The organism is Flavobacterium lacisediminis (genome assembly GCF_025909975.1).
In the GTDB taxonomy this organism is placed as follows: Bacteria; Bacteroidota; Bacteroidia; order Flavobacteriales; family Flavobacteriaceae; genus Flavobacterium; species Flavobacterium lacisediminis.
In genome coordinates this window covers 37209-56806 of the sequence record NZ_JAPCIO010000005.1, presented here as the reverse complement: position 1 = coordinate 56806, position 19598 = coordinate 37209, and the positions used below count along the sequence as shown (strand labels likewise).

The following is a 19598-nucleotide window of genomic DNA, read 5'->3' as shown; positions in this document are numbered from 1 at the left end:
ACTTATTAGTGTTCAGTGTTCTTAATTGAACAGTTTATTTAGTTTTATGTTGTACAGCTGCAGCTACAAAACTCACAAAAAGTGGGTGTGGATTTGCGACTGTACTTTTATATTCAGGATGGTATTGAACGCCGATAAAGAAAGGATGCGTAGGAATTTCAACAATTTCTACCAATTTCGTATCTGGATTTACTCCCGAAGCTACTAATCCTGCTTTCTCTAATTCGTTTAAATACGCACCATTGAATTCGTAACGGTGACGGTGGCGCTCCATAATCTCAGTTTTACCATAGATTTTTTGTGCCAACGTATTTTCTTTTATGCTACATTTCCATGCACCTAAACGCATAGTTCCTCCTTTGTTTTCAATATTTTTTTGCTCTTCCATTAAATTAATAACTGGATGAGTTGTATTTTCATTCATTTCGGTTGAATTGGCATCAGCGTAACCTAAAACGTTACGAGAATATTCAATTACAGCCATTTGCATTCCCAAACAAATTCCGAAAAACGGAATATTATTTTCTCTTGCATAACGAACCGTGTCGATTTTACCTTCAATTCCACGACCGCCAAAACCTGGTGCAACAAGTATACCATCTAAATCTTTCAACTGACTTTCTGCCGAATTGGCATCTAAATATTCAGAATGAATAGAAATAACATTTACTTTTGTCTCGTTTGCCGCTCCAGCATGAATAAACGCTTCTAAAATCGATTTGTAAGAATCTTGCAATTCCACATATTTTCCAACCAAACCAATGTTTACTTCGTGCTTAGGATTTTTCAATCTAAATAAGAACTCGTTCCAGTTGTTTAAATCTGGTGTGTTTTTTTCTGGCAAATCTAATTTTTTCAACGCTACTCTATCCAATCCTTCTTCCAACATTAAATTTGGAACTTCATAAATAGTGGATGCATCAATCGATTGAATTACCGCTTCTTTTTTCACATTACAAAACAACGCTAATTTTTGACGTAAATCTTGCGAAATTTCATGTTCAGTTCTGCACACTAAAATATCAGCTTTGATTCCGCTTTCCATTAAAGTTTTCACCGAATGTTGTGTTGGTTTCGTTTTTAATTCTCCGGCAGCAGCCAAATAAGGCACTAACGTTAAATGAATTACGATTCCGTTATTTTCACCTAATTCCCAAATCAATTGACGTACTGACTCGATATAAGGTAATGATTCAATATCTCCAACAGTTCCACCAATCTCAGTAATTACAATATCAAAATCACCCGATTTTCCAAGTAACTGCATGCGTTCCTTGATTTCGTTTGTGATATGAGGCACCACTTGAACCGTTTTTCCTAAAAATTCTCCTCTACGCTCTTTTTCAATAACTGAAAGATAGACTCTTCCTGTAGTTACGTTGTTCGCTTGAGAAGTAGGAACGTTTAAAAAACGCTCGTAGTGACCTAAATCCAAATCCGTTTCTGCTCCATCGTCTGTTACATAACATTCTCCGTGTTCGTAAGGATTTAATGTTCCTGGATCCACATTGATGTACGGATCAAACTTTTGAATGGTCGTTCTGTATCCTCTGGCTTGCAATAATTTGGCTAACGAAGCTGCGATAATCCCTTTTCCTAAAGAAGAAGTCACACCTCCGGTAACAAAAATGTACTTAGTTTGGTTCATTGTATTGTTGTTGTGTTGTTGTTGTGTTGTTGTTGCGATAAATATCTTTTATCTGTAATAAAATCGTGCAAAGATAACACTAATTAGTCAATGTGCCAATTAGTCGATGTATCAATTTTGTAATTAAATTGTAAACAATTTATTTTTGTTTTGGAAAGTTTCTGCGGATGTTTCGAACGAGTTCTTCTAAGCCGTTTAGCTTGAGTTCGTGGACCAATTTTAATTGTTCGCCTAATTGTCCTTTAGGAAAACCTTTATTGGCATACCAAACCACATAATACTCTGGAAGGTCGATTAAGTAATAGCCTTCGTATTTACCAAAAGGCATTTTTGTATGAGCGAGTTTTACGAGAAGTTCTTGGTTGGTCATTATTTTTGAGAGGATAGAAAAAAAAGAAAAAGAAGAAAGACTAATTGATTATTTTATAAAACTTGAATCTTTCAGAATCTTTGTTAATTTTTTTCAACTCTTTATCTTCAATATGTTTGGGAATTTCGAAATTAGATATCGGAATTTCCTTTTGTTCAATTTTTGATAGTTCAATATCAACAATCATATAGCCTGACAAAGTTGTTGTCATTGTATATTTTAAAATTAAATTAGAACCTATCAAATTTTCTACTTCTTTATCATAAATCTGATTATCTTCACTAATCAAAATATTTCTTTTTACAGGAAGTTTTAAAAAATCATGAGAAATTAAATAGATTTCTTTTGAGTATTTTTTCTTAACAGTTATCCTATTGGCTTTAATTTCAGCATTGTTGAATTTTATGATTGTATCATTTTGCTTCAACTCAATGATTTCATTATGACTATAATCTGCACCTAATTGTCTATTGTAAATATTTCTAAAATTCAAGTCATCAACAGTAAGTTCTTTTTCCGTAATTATGTATTTCTTTTTTTCATTGAAATTTAAAATTACAGTTTCATTTTTACCATTGTTAATTTTTTTGACATAACCCAAATCATTAATCTTAATATTGAGAGAATCAAAATACTCCCCTTTTTTAATCATTTTATCTTTTAAATCTTTAAATTTCAATGTATCCGATTTATAGATTACATAACCATCCATCTTTGCAGAATAGATCAGTTCACCTTCAAAATTTTGAGACTGAATTGAATTAAAAGCAAATAATAAGATTATTGAAAATAACTTCATAAAAAAGATTCCTTCGGAATGACAAGATTGTGGATAAAATTCTGTTTAATTACTTCCAATTAAAAACAATCTCTTTTTTAATATCTGGATGCAAGCTGTAAAAAACCGGGCATGTCATTGCGGTTCTTTCTAGAATTGTTTTTGTTTTTTCATCGGGATGAATTGAGAAATGGAAAGTTACGTGAATTTCTGTAATTCTTCTTGGTTCTGTTCCCATGATTTTGGTTACTTCTGCGGTGGAACCTGAGAAATCTACGTCTAAATCACGTGCTTTGATTCCCATAACGGTGAACATGCAACTTGCTAATCCATTGGCAACAGTATCGGTTGGAGAAAAGGCTTCTCCTTTTCCGTTGTTATCAAGTGGTGCATCCGAAATAATTTCCGAACCTGATTGTAAATGTATAGAAGATGTGCGTAAATCACCTAAGTAAGTCACTTTTGAAGTTGCCATTATTGTGCTTGTTTAATCGTTAAATCGCTGTCGTAATACAATAAATACGTTGCGTTATTTGAAATTAATCCGTTACTAGAATTGTAATCAAATGCGTTTTCGATGTATTCTGTTTTGGTTGTCGCTGCTGATTTTACAAAACCTTCTGGTTGGCAAATTCTCAATAAAGCATCAAACGTTACATCGAAACCTTTTTTGGCTGCAGCATTTGGATAAATATTATTGATTTTCTTGAATTGCTTTTCAAATTGCTTTTCTTCTGGTGTTGAAGCTACTTTAGTTGCTGATGGAAATAATAATTTCAAATCAGCTAAGTTTTTCATTGGAATTTCCTCAAAATTTAAGGCATCATACAATTCAAAAACTGCCAATTGAATATCATATTCTTTTTGCAATCCTTTTAAAATATTGGTAATACTTAAAATCGTACTTGCTTTTTCAATTTCCATAAGTACAAAATTCTTTTGTCCTTTAACCAATTGTGTTTTTAAAAGCGCCACATCTAAAGCTCCTTTATCATTAAATAAAGCATGCTTAACTTCTGGATGATTCGCTGTTATAAAATCTTTCGAAGTTGTTTTTTTAGCACTAATAATCGCTACCACATTTCCGTTTTTCGATTTAAAATAATCAAACATAGAAGCACGCAAAAGATCTTCAGAAGGAACCGTGTAATATAAATTTGGTAACGGTAATCCGCGCTCTTTTGAAAGTGGTGAAATTACTGGAGTATTGTATTTTGTAAGTAATTGAGCCGTTGTCTCCACTACTGAATTTTGGAAAGGTCCTACTACAGCATCTACATTTTCAAAATTATTTTTTGAAATAATAGAAGCTACGTTAGAAGAATATTTAGTACTTTCTACATCGTAAACCTTAACATTTACAGGCAAACCTAGTACTTTAGCCGAATCAATTGCCATAAGTGCTCCTGCGTAAAAATCTAAAGTAAGGTTTAAGAATTTATTCGTTTTTAACTGCTCTGTTTTGGTTTTAACCGAATCTGTTTCAATTTTATTGATATTGAATGGTAACAACAAAACCATGTTTCTTTGTTTCGATTTATCAACCGTAGCTAATAAATTCACTTTGTTTTTAGCTACTAAAACAGAATCTTTTGCTTTTGTGATAACAGTTCCGTTTGAAGGCACTTTTAAAAGCATTCCAATTTTTAAACCATCTTGCAAATCTGGATTTAGTGTGATTAAATCACCTTGCGCAATATCAAACTTTTTAGAAAGACTGTAAAGCGTTTCTTTAGGTTGCACTTCATATTCAACCAAAGTTACATTCGAAGGTTTTTTAACCTGAACTCCTGGTTTCAAAATTAAGGTTTGACCTACATTTAATCCACCAACAATTTGTGGATTTAGTTGTTCTAATTCAGTTACTGTTAAACCGTATCTTGTAGCAATACCATACTTAGTTTCTTTAGCCTCTACTAAGTGAGTAGTTGCATTTGTTATTGCTTTTGGTTTTAAAACACTTGCCTGACTGGCATTAATATCTGATGCAGATGGTTTGGAAACAAATATTTCTTGACCAATTTTCAAACCATTTTGCAAAGCGACTTTGTTCCAAGTTTCGATGTCTGAAACGGAAACATTATATTTTTTTGCTATTCCAAAAAGCGTTTCTTTTTCACCTACTACATGCTTAATTGCTTTATTTACTGAGCCATTAGGTATAAGTAGTGTCGTGTTTTCTTTAACACCATTTTTCGCATCTGGATTTAATCGGTAAATATCAAAAGGCGTAACCTCGTACTTTTTTGCGATTTGAAAAACGGTTTCTCCTTTAGCTACTACATGCTTAATCTGAGATTGAACAGGTAACGCGAAAAGAAAAATCAAACTGAAAAGAAAAACAACTCTTTTTATCATAATCTTAATTTAAAAACAATACTAAACAAAAATTTCAATAGCAATTTATATCGTAAAAATAGAATAAAAATAATTGCTATTGAAATTTATATGTCGAATTTGAAAAATTTATTTTATTCCCATTCTATCGTTGCAGGTGGTTTCGAACTGATGTCATACACCACTCGGTTTACACCTCTAACGTTATTTATAATTTCATTAGAAATTTTCATTAAAAACTCATACGGTAAATGTACCCAATCCGCAGTCATTCCGTCTGTCGATTCTACTGCACGTAAAGCAACAACTTTTTCGTATGTACGCTCATCGCCCATTACTCCAACGCTATTTACTGGTAACAAGATTGCTCCTGCTTGCCATACTTTATCGTACAATCCGTGTTCTTTTAATCCGTTGATGAAAACCGAATCCACTTCTTGCAAAATAGCTACTTTTTCTGGCGTAATATCACCTAAAATACGAATCGCTAATCCTGGTCCAGGGAAAGGATGACGACCTAATAATTCTTCATCGATTCCTAAACTTCTTCCTACTCTACGAACCTCATCTTTAAATAACATTCGTAAAGGCTCAACCACTTGTAATTTCATAAAATCAGGTAATCCACCTACATTATGATGCGATTTAATCGTTGCTGAAGGTCCGCCCGTTGCTGAAACTGATTCAATAACATCAGGATAAATCGTACCTTGACCTAACCATTTTACATCGGTTAATTGGTGTGCTTCATCATCAAAAACTTCAATAAATGCTTTTCCAATGGCTTTACGTTTTGCTTCTGGATCATCTAACCCAGCTAACGCATCCAAAAAGCGTGCCGAAGCATCAACTCCTTTTACATTTAAGCCCATTCCTTTGTACTGATTTAGTACATTTTGGAATTCATTTTTACGTAATAATCCATTGTTTACGAAAATACAATATAAATTTTCTCCAATTGCTTTGTTCAATAAAACCGCCGCCACTGTTGAATCTACACCACCAGAAAGTCCTAAAACTACTTTATCGTCTCCAATTTTTGCTTTCATTTCGGCAACTACTTCCTCAACGAAAGCGTTTGGTGTGAAATTTTGAGGTACTTGAGCAATTTTCACTAAGAAGTTTTCCAACATTTGTTTTCCATCTGTTGAATGGTATACTTCTGGGTGAAATTGGATTGCATAAGTAGTTTCTCCTTCAATTTTATAAGCTGCGTTTTCTACGTCTTTTGTGCTGGCAATCTTAACTCCGTTTGTTGGCAATTGTTTGATAGAATCCGAATGAGACATCCAAACTTGGCTATTTTCAGAAACACCTTCTAAAAAAACTTCATTTTCTTTGATATACGAAAGATTCGCTCTACCGTATTCTCTTGTGTTTGAAGCCGCAACTTCTCCTCCTGAAAAATGAGCTAAATATTGTGCTCCGTAACAAACGGCTAATAAAGGCATTTTACCTCTAATTTGAGATAAATCTGGGTGAAGTGCTTCTTCTGAACGAACTGAACATGGACTTCCGCCTAGGATTACCGCTTTATATGATGATAAATCTGCTGGAATTTTATCGAATGGAAAAATCTCGCAGAAAATGTTTAATTCTCTAACTCTTCGGGCAATTAATTGCGTGTATTGCGAACCGAAATCTAAAATTAATACGTTGTGTTGCATGTGTTATTTAAGTACAAAGGAAAAAGTTAAAAGAAAAAAGTAATCCTAAAAACCCAACCTTAAGTTATTTATTATTTGATTTTACTACTATTGCTCCTAAAATATTTTTTAATTCCTGACTTTCTTTAATTAATGATTCAAGTGATTCGTCATTATTATCATTTAATTCTTTTAAAATTCTCAACCAGTAATTAGTTTCTCTTGCTTCTCTTAAAGCGATTTTTACTTTATTTGTAAAATCTGCTTTTGATGAACCTGCTTGAGATTCTTCATAATTAGCTCCAATTGAAGTACATGATTTTCCTAATTGAAATCTGATTAGATTATTTTCCGGATTTGACTCTAATTTTCTTAAAAATTTTAAGCAAGAAATTCCAAAATTAAAGGTTCTTTTCAATAAATCATTTTCCTTCATGATCCCCTTTTTACTTTTTACTTTCTACTTTTTACTTCTAATACTCAAATTTTCCGTATTCGGATATAATTGTTAATTTCTTACTATCTGATTTCTCCACTCTTCCTACGATTTGTGCGTCGATGTTGAAGGATTTCGAAATTTCTATAATGTCTTGTGCTACTTCAGCAGGAACGTAAATTTCCATACGGTGACCACAATTGAAAACTTGGTACATTTCTTTCCAATCCGTTTTAGAATTTTCTTGAATCAGTTTAAATAATGGTGGCACTGGAAATAAATTATCTTTAATCACGTGAACGTTCTCTACAAAGTGAAGCACTTTTGTTTGCGCTCCTCCACTACAATGTACCATACCGTGAATTTGATTTGAATTGTATTTTGATAAAATCTTTTTGATCACTGGAGCGTATGTTCTCGTTGGAGAAAGCACTAATTTCCCTGCGTCAATTGGACTATTTTCAACAGTATCTGTCAATTTAGTTTGACCTGAATACACTAAGTCGTTTGGAACTGAAGCATCAAAACTTTCTGGATATTTTTCTGCCAAATATTTTGCAAAAACATCATGACGAGCCGAAGTTAAACCATTGCTTCCCATTCCGCCGTTATATTCCTTTTCGTAAGTAGCTTGTCCAAAAGAAGCCAATCCTACAATTACATCACCAGCTTGAATATTGGCGTTATCAATAACATCAGCGCGTTTCATACGAGCCGTAACCGTTGAATCAACAATAATTGTTCGAACTAAATCGCCTACATCAGCAGTTTCTCCACCGGTAGAATGAATCGTAACTCCGTGATTTTTTAAATCTGAAATTAATTCTTCTGTTCCATTGATGATGGCTGAAATAACTTCGCCTGGAATTAGATTTTTATTTCTTCCAATGGTTGATGATAGTAGAATATTATCCGTCGCTCCAACACATAATAAATCATCGATATTCATGATTAACGCATCTTGAGCAATTCCTTTCCAAACTGAAATATCGCCTGTTTCTTTCCAATACATATAGGCTAAGGAAGATTTTGTTCCTGCTCCATCAGCATGCATAATGATGCAATATTGGTCGTCGTTTGTTAAATAATCTGGGATGATTTTACAAAATGCTTGTGGAAATAAGCCTTTGTCGATGTTTTTGATAGCTTGGTGCACATCTTCTTTAGAAGCCGAAACTCCTCTTAAATTGTAGCGTTTACTCGTATCAGAACTCATGAATGTAGTGTGTTGTTGTTGTGGCGCAAAGATAGTTCTAAAATTTAGAATTTAGAAGTATGAATTTAGAATTTGTTAAATTTTTATAACATGAACAGCTTCAACCAATTCCGAATCGTTGTTTGGAAACAAAATATTTTCAATTTTAAATGTTGTGAAACACTCTCCAACAATAGAAGAAACATCATAATTCACATCAATTTGATCCATTTGTAATGTAGTTTCATTATTCAATTTAATGAATAAGGAATTCCCTGTAGGATTTACAATGGGTGGAAATATTTGAATCAAATTCGAACTTTCTATGAACTCATATGGAATATCCGCTTCCTCTAAATCTTCAACAACAATTTGTTGCATTGTATACGTTTCATTTTCAAAAACATTTTCACCGGAAGTTTCATCTACAATCTCAACAAAAAATGAGGCTGGAGTTGCTTTATCACCTTCATTACAATCATCACTACAACTTACCGAAAAAACCATCAGTAGCATAAGAAATAAACCAATTATCTTTTTCATCATTTTTTACTTAAAATTTCAATTTCGACTCTTCGATTCGCTGCTGCTTGTTCAGGTGTTGCTTCCGGAATAGGATAAATGGGTTGCGAAACTCCAAATCCTTTAGTTTTTACACGATAATCCTGAATACCATTATAAACGAGAAAACGTTTAATTTGTTTTGCTCTATCAGTAGACAAATTTCGATAATCTTTATCAATACAACAAATATGTCCTTGAATTTCGATTATTAACTCAGGATTATTTTGCATAACAAATAACAAATCATACAAAGTTCCTTGCGATTCCGGCATTGTTGCGAAAGTATTTTGATAAAAATTGATGTTTTTCAACGTGATTTTTGTCCCCACTTTTGCCAACTTTACTTTTTCTGCAAGGGTAGCATCTTCTGGAATAATTACTTCCGGCTCAACTTTTTTAATTCCTAAAACTTCATCTTCTTTATCTAAATCTTTTTCTAATAAATAATGAATAATGGCTTTTCGGTTTTCTGCTTTATTGGTTGAAGTTGCTCCTTTTTCGCCAAGTGAAATACTTTTAAAATCGGGTCTGATGTTTATCTTTCCTTTAATTTGGGTAAAAATATGACTTACTCTTTTTTGAGACAAAGTATCATTAAAACCAGTACTTCCAACTTCGTCTGTTGAACCAGTTATTGATAAAATTTTAGATGTTTTATTTTCTAAAATCCATTTTTGAAGTTTGGCTGATTCTACTTTATTTAATTCGAATTTATTATTGTCAAAATAAAAAGTAACCTGCTCTTGAGAAAAGGCAAATTGTAACAAAAAGAAAAACAGGAAACAATATGAAAATTTCATAAAATTGATTTTTAAAAGAATAGGACGAAAATTATGCCAAAATTAATTCTCTAAGATAAGAATTTCTACACGACGATTTTCATTTCGTTCCTTTTCATTTTTCTCTGGAATTTTATGAATAGGTTGTGTACTTCCAAAACTTTTATATTGTAATCTTGAATCATCAATATCATTAGCTACCAAATAGTTATGAACAGCTATAGCTCGAACTAAAGCAATATCTTCTGGGTCTTCACCTAATTGACAACAAATGTGTCCTTGAATTTCAATTTTAACTTTGGGATGTGTTACCATGAACTCTAATAATTCTTCCATTACAGGCAACGATTCTGGAACGAAAATCCCAGAACGATCATAGAAATACAAATTGTTCATGACCAACTTATCTCCCACTTTGGCAGTTGCGTATGGATTTTTGTAAAGTCCAACAGGATCAATTAAATCATCTGTATCTGGAACTTGAATTATTTCTTTAGTTTCAATTACTTCAGGGTCTTTATTTATGACTTGTCCGGTGTAAACAACTGGATCATCATAAACCACTTCTTTCAGCACTACTTTTTTAGGGACAACAGTATAAAAAACATCAACTCTTCTATTATAACGTCTTTCTTTTCTGGTTTGAACTCGTTCGCCAAAACCTTTAATTTTTAAATTTTCACTAAAAAAAATGGAAGAATTTACTTTTGTTTTTAATTGCTCATGAACCGTATTAATTCTTTCATAAGCTAGAGTATCGTTATAGTCAAAAGTACCGTACCAATCACAATACCCATTAATTACCAGAATTTCGCGGTTTTCGTCTTTGTTCAACCAAGTCAAAAACAATTCGTTTTGCTTTGGATTAAACGTATTTTGATCAAAATCAAAATAAAAACTCGCCTTTTCTTGTGCTGAAAGTAGTAGTCCAAACAGCAGTAATACGTATTTCATTTAGGGTATTTTAATGTAACGAATATAAAAAAATAAAAGTATTAAAAAAACTTATTCAGAAAAAGAACTTTTTATTTTACTTAATAAATTCATTTACAACAAATTAAAACATGGATATTTTTAAACTTAATTGGCAATGATTTGAATTTCTACTCTTCTATTCTCATTTCGTTCGTCTTCATTATTTTCTGGAATGATGTGAATAGGTCGAGAACTTCCAAAACTTTTATAACTCAATCTATTTTTATTAATACCATTCTCTATTAGAAAATTATAAACCGCTAATGCTCTTACTTTAGCCGTTTCCTCTATATCTGTTCCTATTTGACAACAAATATGACCTTGAATTTCAATTTTTAGATTAGGATTATTTTTCATGATCTGCAATAATTCTTGCAAAATAGGTCTAGATTCAGGAACAAAAATTCCAGAACGATTATAAAAATGTAAGTTTTTCAACACTAACTTATCGCCCACTTTTGCAGTTGAAACTTGTTGAGATAAATCCTTTTTATCGTCTTTTGGAAGTGTTTTTTCTATTTGTAATTCTTCATAGAAAATCTCTACTTTTCGATTCAATTTCAAATCGGAATTTTGCTCGAAATTTTCGCCTTTACTATCAATTTCAATTTGTTTTTGATTAGTCACTTTTTCGATAATTCCAATCACAAATTTAGCTCTATTGGATGCCAAAGTATCGTTGTAACCATTTGATGCACGATAATCACAATATCCAATTACTTTATTGAATTTCAATTCTTTATTCTTTAAAAAACCATCTAATCGATTTAATTCTGAAGAATTTAATTGATAGGAATCCGTATCAAAATACACAGTAAATTTTGCTTGTGAAAATGAAAACGAAGTAGTTAATAAGCAGTAAAGTAAAAATCGAAGCATAAATAGTATTTTTGATTTAAACGTATAAAGTAACAAATAAGTATGTAAAAATAAAAAATCCCGATTTTCATCGGGATTTATATGAACTCAGAAATTGATTATTTTTCAAATTCTTTTAGCGTATTAATAATAATAGAAACACAATCTCTCAATTGTTCTTCATTCATTACTAAAGGCGGAGCAAAACGAATGATGTTTCCATGTGTAGGTTTTGCTAATAAACCGTTTTCTGCTAAACGAACACAAATATTCCATGCCGTATCACTTTCTTCGGTATCATTAATTACAACAGCATTTAACAATCCTTTTCCTCTTACTAAAGTAGCAATATTAGATGTTTCGATGAATTTACCTAATTCATCACGGAAGATTTCCCCTAATTTTCTAGCATTTTGAGACAAACTTTCTTCTGAAACTACTTCTAAAGCCGCCATAGCAACCGCAGCTGCAACTGGATTTCCTCCAAAAGTAGAACCATGTTGTCCTGGTTTAATAACATTCATAATGCTATCATTAGCCAAAACAGCTGAAACTGGATAAGCACCACCTGATAATGCTTTTCCTAAAATTAAAATATCAGGTTGTGTATAAGTTGCTTGTTTTTCACATTTTGCTTCACAAGTACAATTTCCACAAACGGCTAATAACGAACCCGTTCTTGCGATTCCAGTTTGTACCTCGTCAGCAATGAATAAAACGTTATTGGCTTCACAAATTGCTTTTGCTCTTTTAAGAAAATCTTCTGATGGTGTGTAAACTCCAGCTTCCCCTTGAATAGGTTCTACTAAGAATCCTGCAATATTTTTTGAAGAATTTACGGCATTTTCTAATGCATCAATATCATCATAAGGAATGCTAATAAATCCAGCTGTATAAGGTCCGAAGTTTTTACGTGCGTTTTCATCGTTTGAAAATGAAATAATCGTAGTTGTTCTTCCGTGGAAGTTACCATCACAAACGATAATTTGCGCTTCGTTTTCGTTGATTCCCTTTTTCTCGTATGCCCATTTTCTACACAGTTTTAAAGCGGTTTCTACTGCTTCAGCTCCTGTGTTCATTGGTAATACTTTATCAAATCCGAAATAGTTCGTTACAAATTGCTCGTAAACCCCTAATTTATCATTGTAAAATGCTCTTGATGTTAAGGTTAAGGTTTGCGCTTGTTGCACCATTGCTCCAACAATTTTTGGATGACAATGTCCTTGATTTACCGCAGAATAAGCCGAAAGAAAATCGTAATATTTCTTACCTTCTACATCCCAAACATAAACTCCTTCTCCTCTACTTAAAACTACTGGTAGTGGATGATAATTGTGTGCACCGTACTTGTCTTCTAATGCAATAGCTTCAGCCGAACTCATTTTTTCTAAAACTGACATAAAATTTTGTTATTGATTGTTACATCGCAATTCCTTCTTAATGGTGAGAAATCAACCGAATATTTAACAAAGGTAAAATATTAAGTTTAAAGTTCAATACTCTTCAACTTTTATCCATACATTTCTAACAATGTCGTAAACGTATTCCAATTTCTAATCGTAGCGACAACGTTTAATTTTTTCTCTATATATTTTTGATCCAATCTGGTTTTTCCGGCTCCTACAGCGTATTTGATGTAGATTCTGCTTTTATCAATTGCCGCTTCATCGGGTTTGAATTGACTTATTTTTAAATCGTTGATGGCGCTTCCTTGCAATTCTTTTGAAAGAAAAGCCACGTACAATTTCTTAGTATCACAATCTTTTTCTTTTAGAAACAAATTATTTGTTAAACATGCTTCCAAATCTTCTTTAGCAATAACCACCACAGGAACTTCCAAACCTAATTCTTTGAAAATTTCTTGCTTGATTTTAAACCCAACACTCGCGCCGTGTTCTTCTTCCGAATCTACAAAAACGTTTCCTGACTGAATATAAGTACGAACATTTTGAAATCCCGCGTTTTCTAAAACGGTTTTCAAAACCTCCATTTTAATCATGTTGTGACCGGAAACATTAATTCCGCGAAGTAAAGCTAAGTGGGTTTTCATGGTAATAATTTGGTACAAAAATAGAATTTCCTACTTAATTCGGTTCAAAATATCGTTCATCATTTCGATTTGCACCTTTTGAATTTCGATTAACTCCTGTTGTTGGTGCATTACCAAATGATCAATTTTATCATCTAACATTCGAATTTCTAGTTCTGATTTCAAATTTATCATGTAATCTTTTTTGGCGCGTTCACGGTCTTTTTCTTCCTGACGGTTTTGGCTCATCATAATGACTGGCGCTTGCAATGCTGCCACACATGATAAAATCAAATTCAATAAAATGAAGGGATACGGATCAAATTCTTTGTTCGTAAAAATAATCACGTTGGAACCAATCCAAATGGAAATGAAAATAAAAAAAGCAATAATAAAGGTCCAACTTCCTCCAAAAGCCGCCACTTTATCCGCTACAATTTGACCATAATTTCTAGTATCAACTTCCTCTTCCACTTTGGCTACAAAAGAAGTATCATCGCCTAAAGATCGAACTACATCTTTTTCTAATTTTGATAACTGACTAATTTCGGTTTGTAAAAATTTAGAGATGTATTTTTCACGATACACATTCAATTCTTGTACAGCAATAGAATCATTCACATCAAAATCAGGAAAATCTTCTAAAATTAGGTTTAAAATGGAAGTTCGAATTGTTTTCCCAGAAACTCTATCATGCTCAGGAAATTCGATATTTGAAATAGCACTTTTAAACGTAGTATTGTTACTCATAATTCAAAAACATTTCTGCTAATTTACAATTTAAACCGTTGCATTCTATTAAATTGATTTTAAAAATAGTAGAAATAAAAAAAAACCTATCAAATCCACTGAACAATTCTTATTTTTGCCTCATGGGAAAAAAGAGAACAGAAAAAATCGTATTCGAAAACGTAAAAATCCTTGATGCAGGTGCAAAAGGTGTATCGGTAGCTAAAGCTCCTGATGGTAAAGTAATATTTCTTCCAAATGTAGTACCAGGCGATGTGGTAGACGTGCAAACGATGAAGAAAAGAAAAGCCTACTACGAAGGTAAAGCTATAAAAATACACGAATTTTCAGAACATAGAATTGAACCGGTTTGCGAACATTTTGGTGCTTGTGGCGGTTGCAAATGGCAAAACATGAAATACAGCCAACAATTGTTCTATAAAAATCAGGAAGTTTATAATAATTTAAAGCGAATTGGTAAGATTGAATTGCCAGAATTCGAGCCCATTTTAGGTTCCGAAAAGCAATTGTTTTACCGAAATAAAATGGAATTTGGTTTCTCGAATGCGCGTTGGATGACCGATGCCGAAATTCTATCGGGAACTGAATTTGACAATAAAAATGCCTTAGGATTTCATATTCCAAGAATGTGGGATAAGATTTTAGATATTGATAAATGTCATTTACAAGAAGATCCATCTAACGAAATTCGTAACGAAATTAAACGATTTGCTAACGAAAACAACCTAACGTTCTTTAATGCAAGAGCTGTGGAAGGTTTATTACGAACGTTGATGATTCGTACCGCTTCAACTGGAGAAATCATGGTATTGATTCAGTTTTTTGAAAACGATAAAAACGGAATCGAATTGATGATGAATTTCTTAGCAGAACGTTTCCCTCAAATTACGTCGTTACAATATGTTATCAATCAGAAATTGAATGATACGTTGTATGACCAAGATATTATTTTGTTTAAAGGTCGTGATTATATTTTGGAAGAAATGGAAGGTTTACATTTTAGTATTAATGCGAAATCGTTCTATCAAACCAATTCTGACCAAGCGTATGAATTGTACAAAATTACTAGAGAATTTGCAGGTTTAACTGGAAATGAAACTGTTTACGATTTATATACCGGAACTGGAACCATTGCGCAATTCGTTTCTAAAAAAGCGAAAAAAGTAATTGGTGTTGAAGCCGTACCTGAAGCTATTATTGATGCAAAAGCAAATGCGGAACGCAATAACATTACGAATTGTGAGTTTTATGTTGGGGATATGAAAAACGTGTTCAACGACGAGTTCATCAACCAACACGGACAACCTGACGTTATCATCACCGATCCACCAAGAGATGGCATGCATAAAGACGTGGTAGAAATGTTATTGAAAACAGATGTACCAAAAATTGTGTATGTAAGTTGTAATTCGGCAACACAAGCTCGTGATTTAGCTTTGATGGACGAAAAGTACAAAGTGGTTCGTGTGCGTCCAGTGGATATGTTTCCGCAAACGCATCATGTGGAAAACGTGGTTCTTTTAGAAAAAAGATAAATATGAAAAAATTAGTTTTTATAACCCTATCCTTACTTGTAGCGGTTTCGTTTTGGAATTGCGAAAAAGATGATATTTGTGCTAGTGGAACACCTGTAACACCTCGATTAATAATTGAGTTTTACGATGCGGCTAATCCTACTGTTTTAAAAAATGTTACGAATTTAGGAGTAATTGAACCTACTTTTGTAAACGGTTATGGCTTTAACGGTATAAGTAAAATTCAAGTTCCATTACGAACAACAGCTGATATTACTACTTTGAATTTTATCCAAAACGGAAGTGATACCGATACTGCAAATGATAATATTGATGCGATTACTTTTAATTATGAAAGAATCGACGAATATATTTCACGCGCTTGTGGCTTTAAAACACTATTTTATTTAAACGATACCAATCCAATTGTGTTAACAGCTGATGGCAATAACTGGATTCAAAACATTGAAGTGATACAACCTAATATAGAAACCGAAAATGAAGTACATGTTAAGATTTATTTTTAGTCTGAGCTTGGTTTGTATTTCGTTATTAGGAAATGCACAAACTAAAGACACCGCAAAAGTAGTATATCCAGAACGTTATGGTTTGCGAGTAGGTGTTGATTTACACAAAATAGCGCGTTCGTTTTACGAAAAAGAATATAGAGGTTTTGAAGTGGTTGGAGATTACCGTTTAACAAAAAAGTTCTACATCGCAGGTGAAATTGGAAACGAAGACAAAACCGTTGACGACGACCGCTTAAACTTTACTACAAAAGGAACCTATTTTAAAGTTGGGTTTGATTACAATTCCTTTGAAAACTGGCTCGACATGGAAAACATGATTTACGCCGGAATGCGCTACGGAATTAGTAGTTTTAGCCAAACCTTAAACAGCTACACTATTTATGACCCAACTAACTATTACGGAGAAAACACCATAATTTCAGGAGAAGAATTTGATGGGTTAAACGCGAGTTGGATAGAAGTTGTGGGAGGTATCAAAGCTGAGTTGTTTAGCAACGTTTATTTAGGGTTCTCTGTACGATTGAACTATTTAGTCTCAAACAAACAACCTGATGGATTTGACAACCTTTTTATACCTGGTTATAATAGAACGTATGACGGAAAGTTTGGAACCGGTTTTAATTACTCTTTAAGTTATTTCATACCGATTTACAAGAAAAACAAAATCACAACAGAGAAAAAATAACAAACGAAGCGTTACGAAAGTGGCGCTTTTTTTGTGAGTGTAATTTATAATGTTGTAACTATTTTATTATATTTGAAAAAGCTACTTTGTAGCGCATATACACCCAAAAATGGGTAGATTGGCGCTACTTTGTAGCGCATATATACAAGTTGTGTGCAATTTAACAGAGCTTAATCTTAAAAAAGAACGTGATCGAATTAGAAAAGTATTATTCTGAAGAAAATTGGAAAGGTTTTTCAATAACATTTCAAAGTGTTAACGCGCCAAATGATTTGATAATGTCATTAAATGATGATGAAGAATTAGCGAAAGTTATATTTGGAATACTTGAAAAAGATTGCAATAATTGGCTTAACAAAAATATTCCAGCGTTAGATAATTTAAAACCGTTAGAATGTATAGAAGAGGAACATCTTTTAAAACGATTAAAAGTTTGCTTAACAAGAATTCCACTATAATAAAGTAAACAATGGATGAAGGAATAATTAATATGCAAAAAATAATAGTAGAAATATCTCAAGATAGACTTGAAAAGAAAATATCTCCACTAATTATTGAAAAAATAAAAACAAAGTATCATAGCTATATTGGGCTTGAAATGATAATCGATACAGTTAAATCTATCGAAATTGAAAACTTAGAAAGATATCTTGATGATTTATAAATAAACTGCACACAACAGCGGTTTGGCACAATAGCTAAATTTATAATTAAAAACACGTTCGATTTTCCGCTGGAAAATCTATCTTAGCAAGAAAATAATCGTTCACGCAGCCGCTACTGCGCCAAGCCGCGGAACGTTAAAAAGCTGTTTATGGCTAGTCACCATTTTTAAATTATAAAGAAAAAAATCCCGAGCTCACACTCGGGATTTTCTTATTCTATTTCTTTCACACCTTTTATAAAAAACCACTTCATGTAGATTTTTTCACCGTTGTGCGTTTTTATCGCTTGGAATTTTGGAGCTAAAATTAATGCTACCATAAAAGCAGTCATTGGTATCCAAAGTCCATTCAAATGCGTGAATTCGTCTACTAAATATAATGTTGGTAAATAAATCACTACAAATCCTAAGAAGTTATATAAGAATGATTTTACTTTTTTGCTCATTGTTTATAATGTTTAATTGTTAAACTGTTTAATTGTTGAATCGAAAACGTATCTGTCATTCTGAACTCGTTTCAGAATCTATCTGGAGAAGCTGAAACGAGTTCAGCTTGACAAAAAATGTTACTCTTCAGTATTCATATACTTTCCTTTCTTGCTGCCTTCGTACATTTCGTATTTCACCAAACGTGCTTCAAGCTTTCCATTGAAAAGTTTAATTTTTCTACTAGGTTTCAAGCCTACGAATTTCAAAGCTTCTAAATTTGCTGTGATGAACCAAGCGTTGGTATTTGGATAATTTTGTTTTAAAGTGTCACCAATTTCTCTGTAAAAACGCTCCATATCAATATCCAAACGCTCTCCATAAGGCGGATTGAATACCATGTGTAATGGTCCTTCAGTTTCTTTTTTAGAATCGAAAAAGTTTTCGTTTGAAATCGTAATATATTCGTCTAAATTGGCATTTCTAACATTGTCTTTTGCTTTAGCAACCGCACTTGGCGCTTTATCATAACCTGTAATAGTATAATGAAATTCGCGTGTTTTCTTTAATAACGATTCCATAATGTTATCAAATAATTCCGCATCCCAATCTTTCCATTTCTCAAAACCAAATTCCTTACGATTAATATTCGCTGGAACATTGCAAGCAATCATCGCAGCTTCTGCCAAAATAGTTCCCGAACCACACATTGGATCTAAGAAATGACTTTTCCCTTCCCAACCCGATAAAATCAACATTCCTGCTGCTAAAACTTCGTTTATTGGAGCAATATTCGTAGCCGTTCTATAACCTCTATGGTGCAAAGAAGCGCCTGAAGAATCTAACGAAACCGTTACATTATCTCTATCAATGTGTACATGAATTTGTAAATCTGGGAAATCTTTATCGATACTTGGACGCTTTCCGTTCAAATCTCTAAATTGATCTACAATCGCATCTTTGGTTTTTAAAGCCACGAACTGACTGTGATTGAAGTTTTCAGAATGCAATGTAGTTTCTACTAAAAACGTATTGTGTTCAGTCAAATAATCCGACCAATCAATCGCTCTAATACCTTCATACAACGCTTTGTCGTTATGCGCTTTAAAGGTTTTGATAGGTTTTAAGATTTTTAAAGCCGTACGAAGAGCCAAATTGGCTTTGTACATAAATCCTTTATCGCCTTTAAAACTCACCACACGTGTACCGATTTCCACTTGTTGTGCACCAAGAATTTGTAATTCTCTAGCTAATATTTCTTCAAAACCAAAGAAGGTTTTGGCAGTCATTTTAAAATTTTCCATTTACTTTTCTTTAAAATAGTAATTTCCTTTTCCTTACTATTATTTTTAAATTTGATTCCTAAAATTAGAAATCAATATTCGTATTAATTGAATTATCGTGCAAAAATACA

22 protein-coding genes are annotated in these 19598 nt (G+C 32.7%); 5 read left to right on the top strand and 17 right to left on the bottom strand.

Annotation, left to right across the window (positions count from 1 at the left end; genetic code table 11):
* Positions 1-34: 34 nt before the first annotated feature.
* The 15 genes from pyrG to OJ995_RS08405 all read right to left on the bottom strand — a co-directional run bounded on the left by pyrG (position 35) and on the right by OJ995_RS08405 (position 14365).
* A complete protein-coding gene (gene pyrG / locus OJ995_RS08475) occupies positions 35-1648 on the bottom strand; it encodes a CTP synthase (protein ID WP_133607615.1) in 1614 nt (537 codons plus the stop codon).
* A gap of 139 nt (positions 1649-1787) precedes the next feature.
* Positions 1788-2018, bottom strand: coding sequence for a DUF3820 family protein (locus tag OJ995_RS08470; RefSeq protein ID WP_133607617.1), 231 nt, complete (start codon positions 2016-2018; stop codon positions 1788-1790).
* Between the two features lie 40 nt (positions 2019-2058).
* Positions 2059-2697 (bottom strand): hypothetical protein, encoded by a 639-nt coding sequence (locus OJ995_RS08465; RefSeq protein ID WP_264369022.1) that lies wholly within the window; start codon positions 2695-2697, stop codon positions 2059-2061.
* Between the two features lie 169 nt (positions 2698-2866).
* Positions 2867-3271, bottom strand: a complete 405-nt coding sequence (locus OJ995_RS08460) for an OsmC family protein (protein ID WP_133607622.1) — start codon at positions 3269-3271, stop codon at positions 2867-2869.
* Positions 3271-5154, bottom strand: coding sequence for a LysM peptidoglycan-binding domain-containing protein (locus OJ995_RS08455; protein ID WP_264369021.1), 1884 nt, complete (start codon positions 5152-5154; stop codon positions 3271-3273). Before OJ995_RS08455 ends, OJ995_RS08460 begins: the two co-directional genes overlap by 1 nt.
* Positions 5155-5267: 113 nt before the next feature.
* A complete protein-coding gene (gene guaA, locus OJ995_RS08450; RefSeq protein WP_264369020.1) occupies positions 5268-6800 on the bottom strand; it encodes a glutamine-hydrolyzing GMP synthase in 1533 nt (510 codons plus the stop codon).
* A 64-nt stretch (positions 6801-6864) separates the two neighbouring features.
* Positions 6865-7215, bottom strand: a complete 351-nt coding sequence (locus OJ995_RS08445) for a four helix bundle protein (RefSeq protein ID WP_264369019.1) — start codon at positions 7213-7215, stop codon at positions 6865-6867.
* Between the two features lie 37 nt (positions 7216-7252).
* Entirely contained in the window at positions 7253-8431 is a 1179-nt protein-coding gene (locus tag OJ995_RS08440) for an AIR synthase related protein (protein ID WP_264369018.1), read from the bottom strand.
* Between the two features lie 75 nt (positions 8432-8506).
* Entirely contained in the window at positions 8507-8956 is a 450-nt protein-coding gene (locus OJ995_RS08435) for a hypothetical protein (RefSeq protein ID WP_264369017.1), read from the bottom strand.
* Positions 8953-9774 (bottom strand): OmpA family protein, encoded by an 822-nt coding sequence (locus OJ995_RS08430; protein WP_264369016.1) that lies wholly within the window; start codon positions 9772-9774, stop codon positions 8953-8955. The genes OJ995_RS08435 and OJ995_RS08430 overlap by 4 nt, the downstream gene beginning before the upstream one ends.
* A gap of 42 nt (positions 9775-9816) precedes the next feature.
* A complete protein-coding gene (locus OJ995_RS08425) occupies positions 9817-10707 on the bottom strand; it encodes an OmpA family protein (protein ID WP_264369015.1) in 891 nt (296 codons plus the stop codon).
* A 126-nt stretch (positions 10708-10833) separates the two neighbouring features.
* Positions 10834-11607, bottom strand: a complete 774-nt coding sequence (locus OJ995_RS08420; RefSeq protein ID WP_264369014.1) for an OmpA family protein — start codon at positions 11605-11607, stop codon at positions 10834-10836.
* Positions 11608-11705: 98 nt separating this feature from the next.
* Positions 11706-12986: an ornithine--oxo-acid transaminase gene (rocD, locus tag OJ995_RS08415; protein WP_264369013.1), complete on the bottom strand. Its 1281-nt coding sequence runs from the start codon at positions 12984-12986 to the stop codon at positions 11706-11708.
* A gap of 110 nt (positions 12987-13096) precedes the next feature.
* Positions 13097-13636, bottom strand: coding sequence for a DUF1697 domain-containing protein (locus OJ995_RS08410; RefSeq protein ID WP_264369012.1), 540 nt, complete (start codon positions 13634-13636; stop codon positions 13097-13099).
* A gap of 30 nt (positions 13637-13666) precedes the next feature.
* Positions 13667-14365 carry a DUF1003 domain-containing protein gene (locus tag OJ995_RS08405; RefSeq protein WP_194096096.1) on the bottom strand — a complete coding sequence of 233 codons (699 nt, stop codon included), beginning with the start codon at positions 14363-14365 and terminating at the stop codon, positions 13667-13669.
* Between the two features lie 122 nt (positions 14366-14487).
* Between OJ995_RS08405 and rlmD the strand changes: the two genes are divergently transcribed.
* The 5 genes from rlmD to OJ995_RS08380 all read left to right on the top strand — a co-directional run bounded on the left by rlmD (position 14488) and on the right by OJ995_RS08380 (position 17758).
* The gene (rlmD, locus tag OJ995_RS08400; RefSeq protein ID WP_264369011.1) at positions 14488-15900 is read left to right on the top strand and encodes a 23S rRNA (uracil(1939)-C(5))-methyltransferase RlmD; all 1413 of its coding nucleotides are present in this window, start codon (positions 14488-14490) and stop codon (positions 15898-15900) included.
* A 2-nt stretch (positions 15901-15902) separates the two neighbouring features.
* Complete coding sequence (locus tag OJ995_RS08395; RefSeq protein WP_264369010.1) at positions 15903-16406, top strand: DUF6452 family protein; 504 nt, start codon at positions 15903-15905, stop codon at positions 16404-16406.
* Positions 16387-17094 carry a DUF6048 family protein gene (locus tag OJ995_RS08390; RefSeq protein WP_264369009.1) on the top strand — a complete coding sequence of 236 codons (708 nt, stop codon included), beginning with the start codon at positions 16387-16389 and terminating at the stop codon, positions 17092-17094. Before OJ995_RS08395 ends, OJ995_RS08390 begins: the two co-directional genes overlap by 20 nt.
* 188 nt (positions 17095-17282) lie before the next feature.
* Positions 17283-17552 (top strand): hypothetical protein, encoded by a 270-nt coding sequence (locus tag OJ995_RS08385; RefSeq protein WP_264369008.1) that lies wholly within the window; start codon positions 17283-17285, stop codon positions 17550-17552.
* Between the two features lie 11 nt (positions 17553-17563).
* Positions 17564-17758 carry a hypothetical protein gene (locus OJ995_RS08380; protein WP_264369007.1) on the top strand — a complete coding sequence of 65 codons (195 nt, stop codon included), beginning with the start codon at positions 17564-17566 and terminating at the stop codon, positions 17756-17758.
* A 212-nt stretch (positions 17759-17970) separates the two neighbouring features.
* On the opposite strand, the gene OJ995_RS08375 is transcribed toward OJ995_RS08380, so the two are convergent.
* Both OJ995_RS08375 and OJ995_RS08370 read right to left on the bottom strand, forming a co-directional pair.
* Complete coding sequence (locus OJ995_RS08375; protein ID WP_153200130.1) at positions 17971-18204, bottom strand: hypothetical protein; 234 nt, start codon at positions 18202-18204, stop codon at positions 17971-17973.
* A 120-nt stretch (positions 18205-18324) separates the two neighbouring features.
* A complete protein-coding gene (locus OJ995_RS08370; RefSeq protein ID WP_264369006.1) occupies positions 18325-19488 on the bottom strand; it encodes a THUMP domain-containing class I SAM-dependent RNA methyltransferase in 1164 nt (387 codons plus the stop codon).
* Between the last annotated feature and the right edge of the window lie 110 nt (positions 19489-19598).

What these genes read in the sequence shown, in the direction of transcription:
- pyrG (WP_133607615.1), bottom strand. Translation starts at nt 1,648, where the DNA reads ATGAACCAAACTAAGTACATTTTTGTTACCGGAGGTGTGACTTCTTCT.
- OJ995_RS08470 (WP_133607617.1), bottom strand. Translation starts at nt 2,018, where the DNA reads ATGACCAACCAAGAACTTCTCGTAAAACTCGCTCATACAAAAATGCCT.
- OJ995_RS08460 (WP_133607622.1), bottom strand. Translation starts at nt 3,271, where the DNA reads ATGGCAACTTCAAAAGTGACTTACTTAGGTGATTTACGCACATCTTCT.
- OJ995_RS08455 (WP_264369021.1), bottom strand. Translation starts at nt 5,154, where the DNA reads ATGATAAAAAGAGTTGTTTTTCTTTTCAGTTTGATTTTTCTTTTCGCG.
- guaA (WP_264369020.1), bottom strand. Translation starts at nt 6,800, where the DNA reads ATGCAACACAACGTATTAATTTTAGATTTCGGTTCGCAATACACGCAA.
- OJ995_RS08445 (WP_264369019.1), bottom strand. Translation starts at nt 7,215, where the DNA reads ATGAAGGAAAATGATTTATTGAAAAGAACCTTTAATTTTGGAATTTCT.
- OJ995_RS08440 (WP_264369018.1), bottom strand. Translation starts at nt 8,431, where the DNA reads ATGAGTTCTGATACGAGTAAACGCTACAATTTAAGAGGAGTTTCGGCT.
- OJ995_RS08435 (WP_264369017.1), bottom strand. Translation starts at nt 8,956, where the DNA reads ATGATGAAAAAGATAATTGGTTTATTTCTTATGCTACTGATGGTTTTT.
- OJ995_RS08430 (WP_264369016.1), bottom strand. Translation starts at nt 9,774, where the DNA reads ATGAAATTTTCATATTGTTTCCTGTTTTTCTTTTTGTTACAATTTGCC.
- OJ995_RS08425 (WP_264369015.1), bottom strand. Translation starts at nt 10,707, where the DNA reads ATGAAATACGTATTACTGCTGTTTGGACTACTACTTTCAGCACAAGAA.
- OJ995_RS08420 (WP_264369014.1), bottom strand. Translation starts at nt 11,607, where the DNA reads ATGCTTCGATTTTTACTTTACTGCTTATTAACTACTTCGTTTTCATTT.
- rocD (WP_264369013.1), bottom strand. Translation starts at nt 12,986, where the DNA reads ATGTCAGTTTTAGAAAAAATGAGTTCGGCTGAAGCTATTGCATTAGAA.
- OJ995_RS08410 (WP_264369012.1), bottom strand. Translation starts at nt 13,636, where the DNA reads ATGAAAACCCACTTAGCTTTACTTCGCGGAATTAATGTTTCCGGTCAC.
- OJ995_RS08405 (WP_194096096.1), bottom strand. Translation starts at nt 14,365, where the DNA reads ATGAGTAACAATACTACGTTTAAAAGTGCTATTTCAAATATCGAATTT.
- rlmD (WP_264369011.1), top strand. Translation starts at nt 14,488, where the DNA reads ATGGGAAAAAAGAGAACAGAAAAAATCGTATTCGAAAACGTAAAAATC.
- OJ995_RS08395 (WP_264369010.1), top strand. Translation starts at nt 15,903, where the DNA reads ATGAAAAAATTAGTTTTTATAACCCTATCCTTACTTGTAGCGGTTTCG.
- OJ995_RS08390 (WP_264369009.1), top strand. Translation starts at nt 16,387, where the DNA reads ATGTTAAGATTTATTTTTAGTCTGAGCTTGGTTTGTATTTCGTTATTA.
- OJ995_RS08380 (WP_264369007.1), top strand. Translation starts at nt 17,564, where the DNA reads ATGGATGAAGGAATAATTAATATGCAAAAAATAATAGTAGAAATATCT.
- OJ995_RS08375 (WP_153200130.1), bottom strand. Translation starts at nt 18,204, where the DNA reads ATGAGCAAAAAAGTAAAATCATTCTTATATAACTTCTTAGGATTTGTA.
- OJ995_RS08370 (WP_264369006.1), bottom strand. Translation starts at nt 19,488, where the DNA reads ATGGAAAATTTTAAAATGACTGCCAAAACCTTCTTTGGTTTTGAAGAA.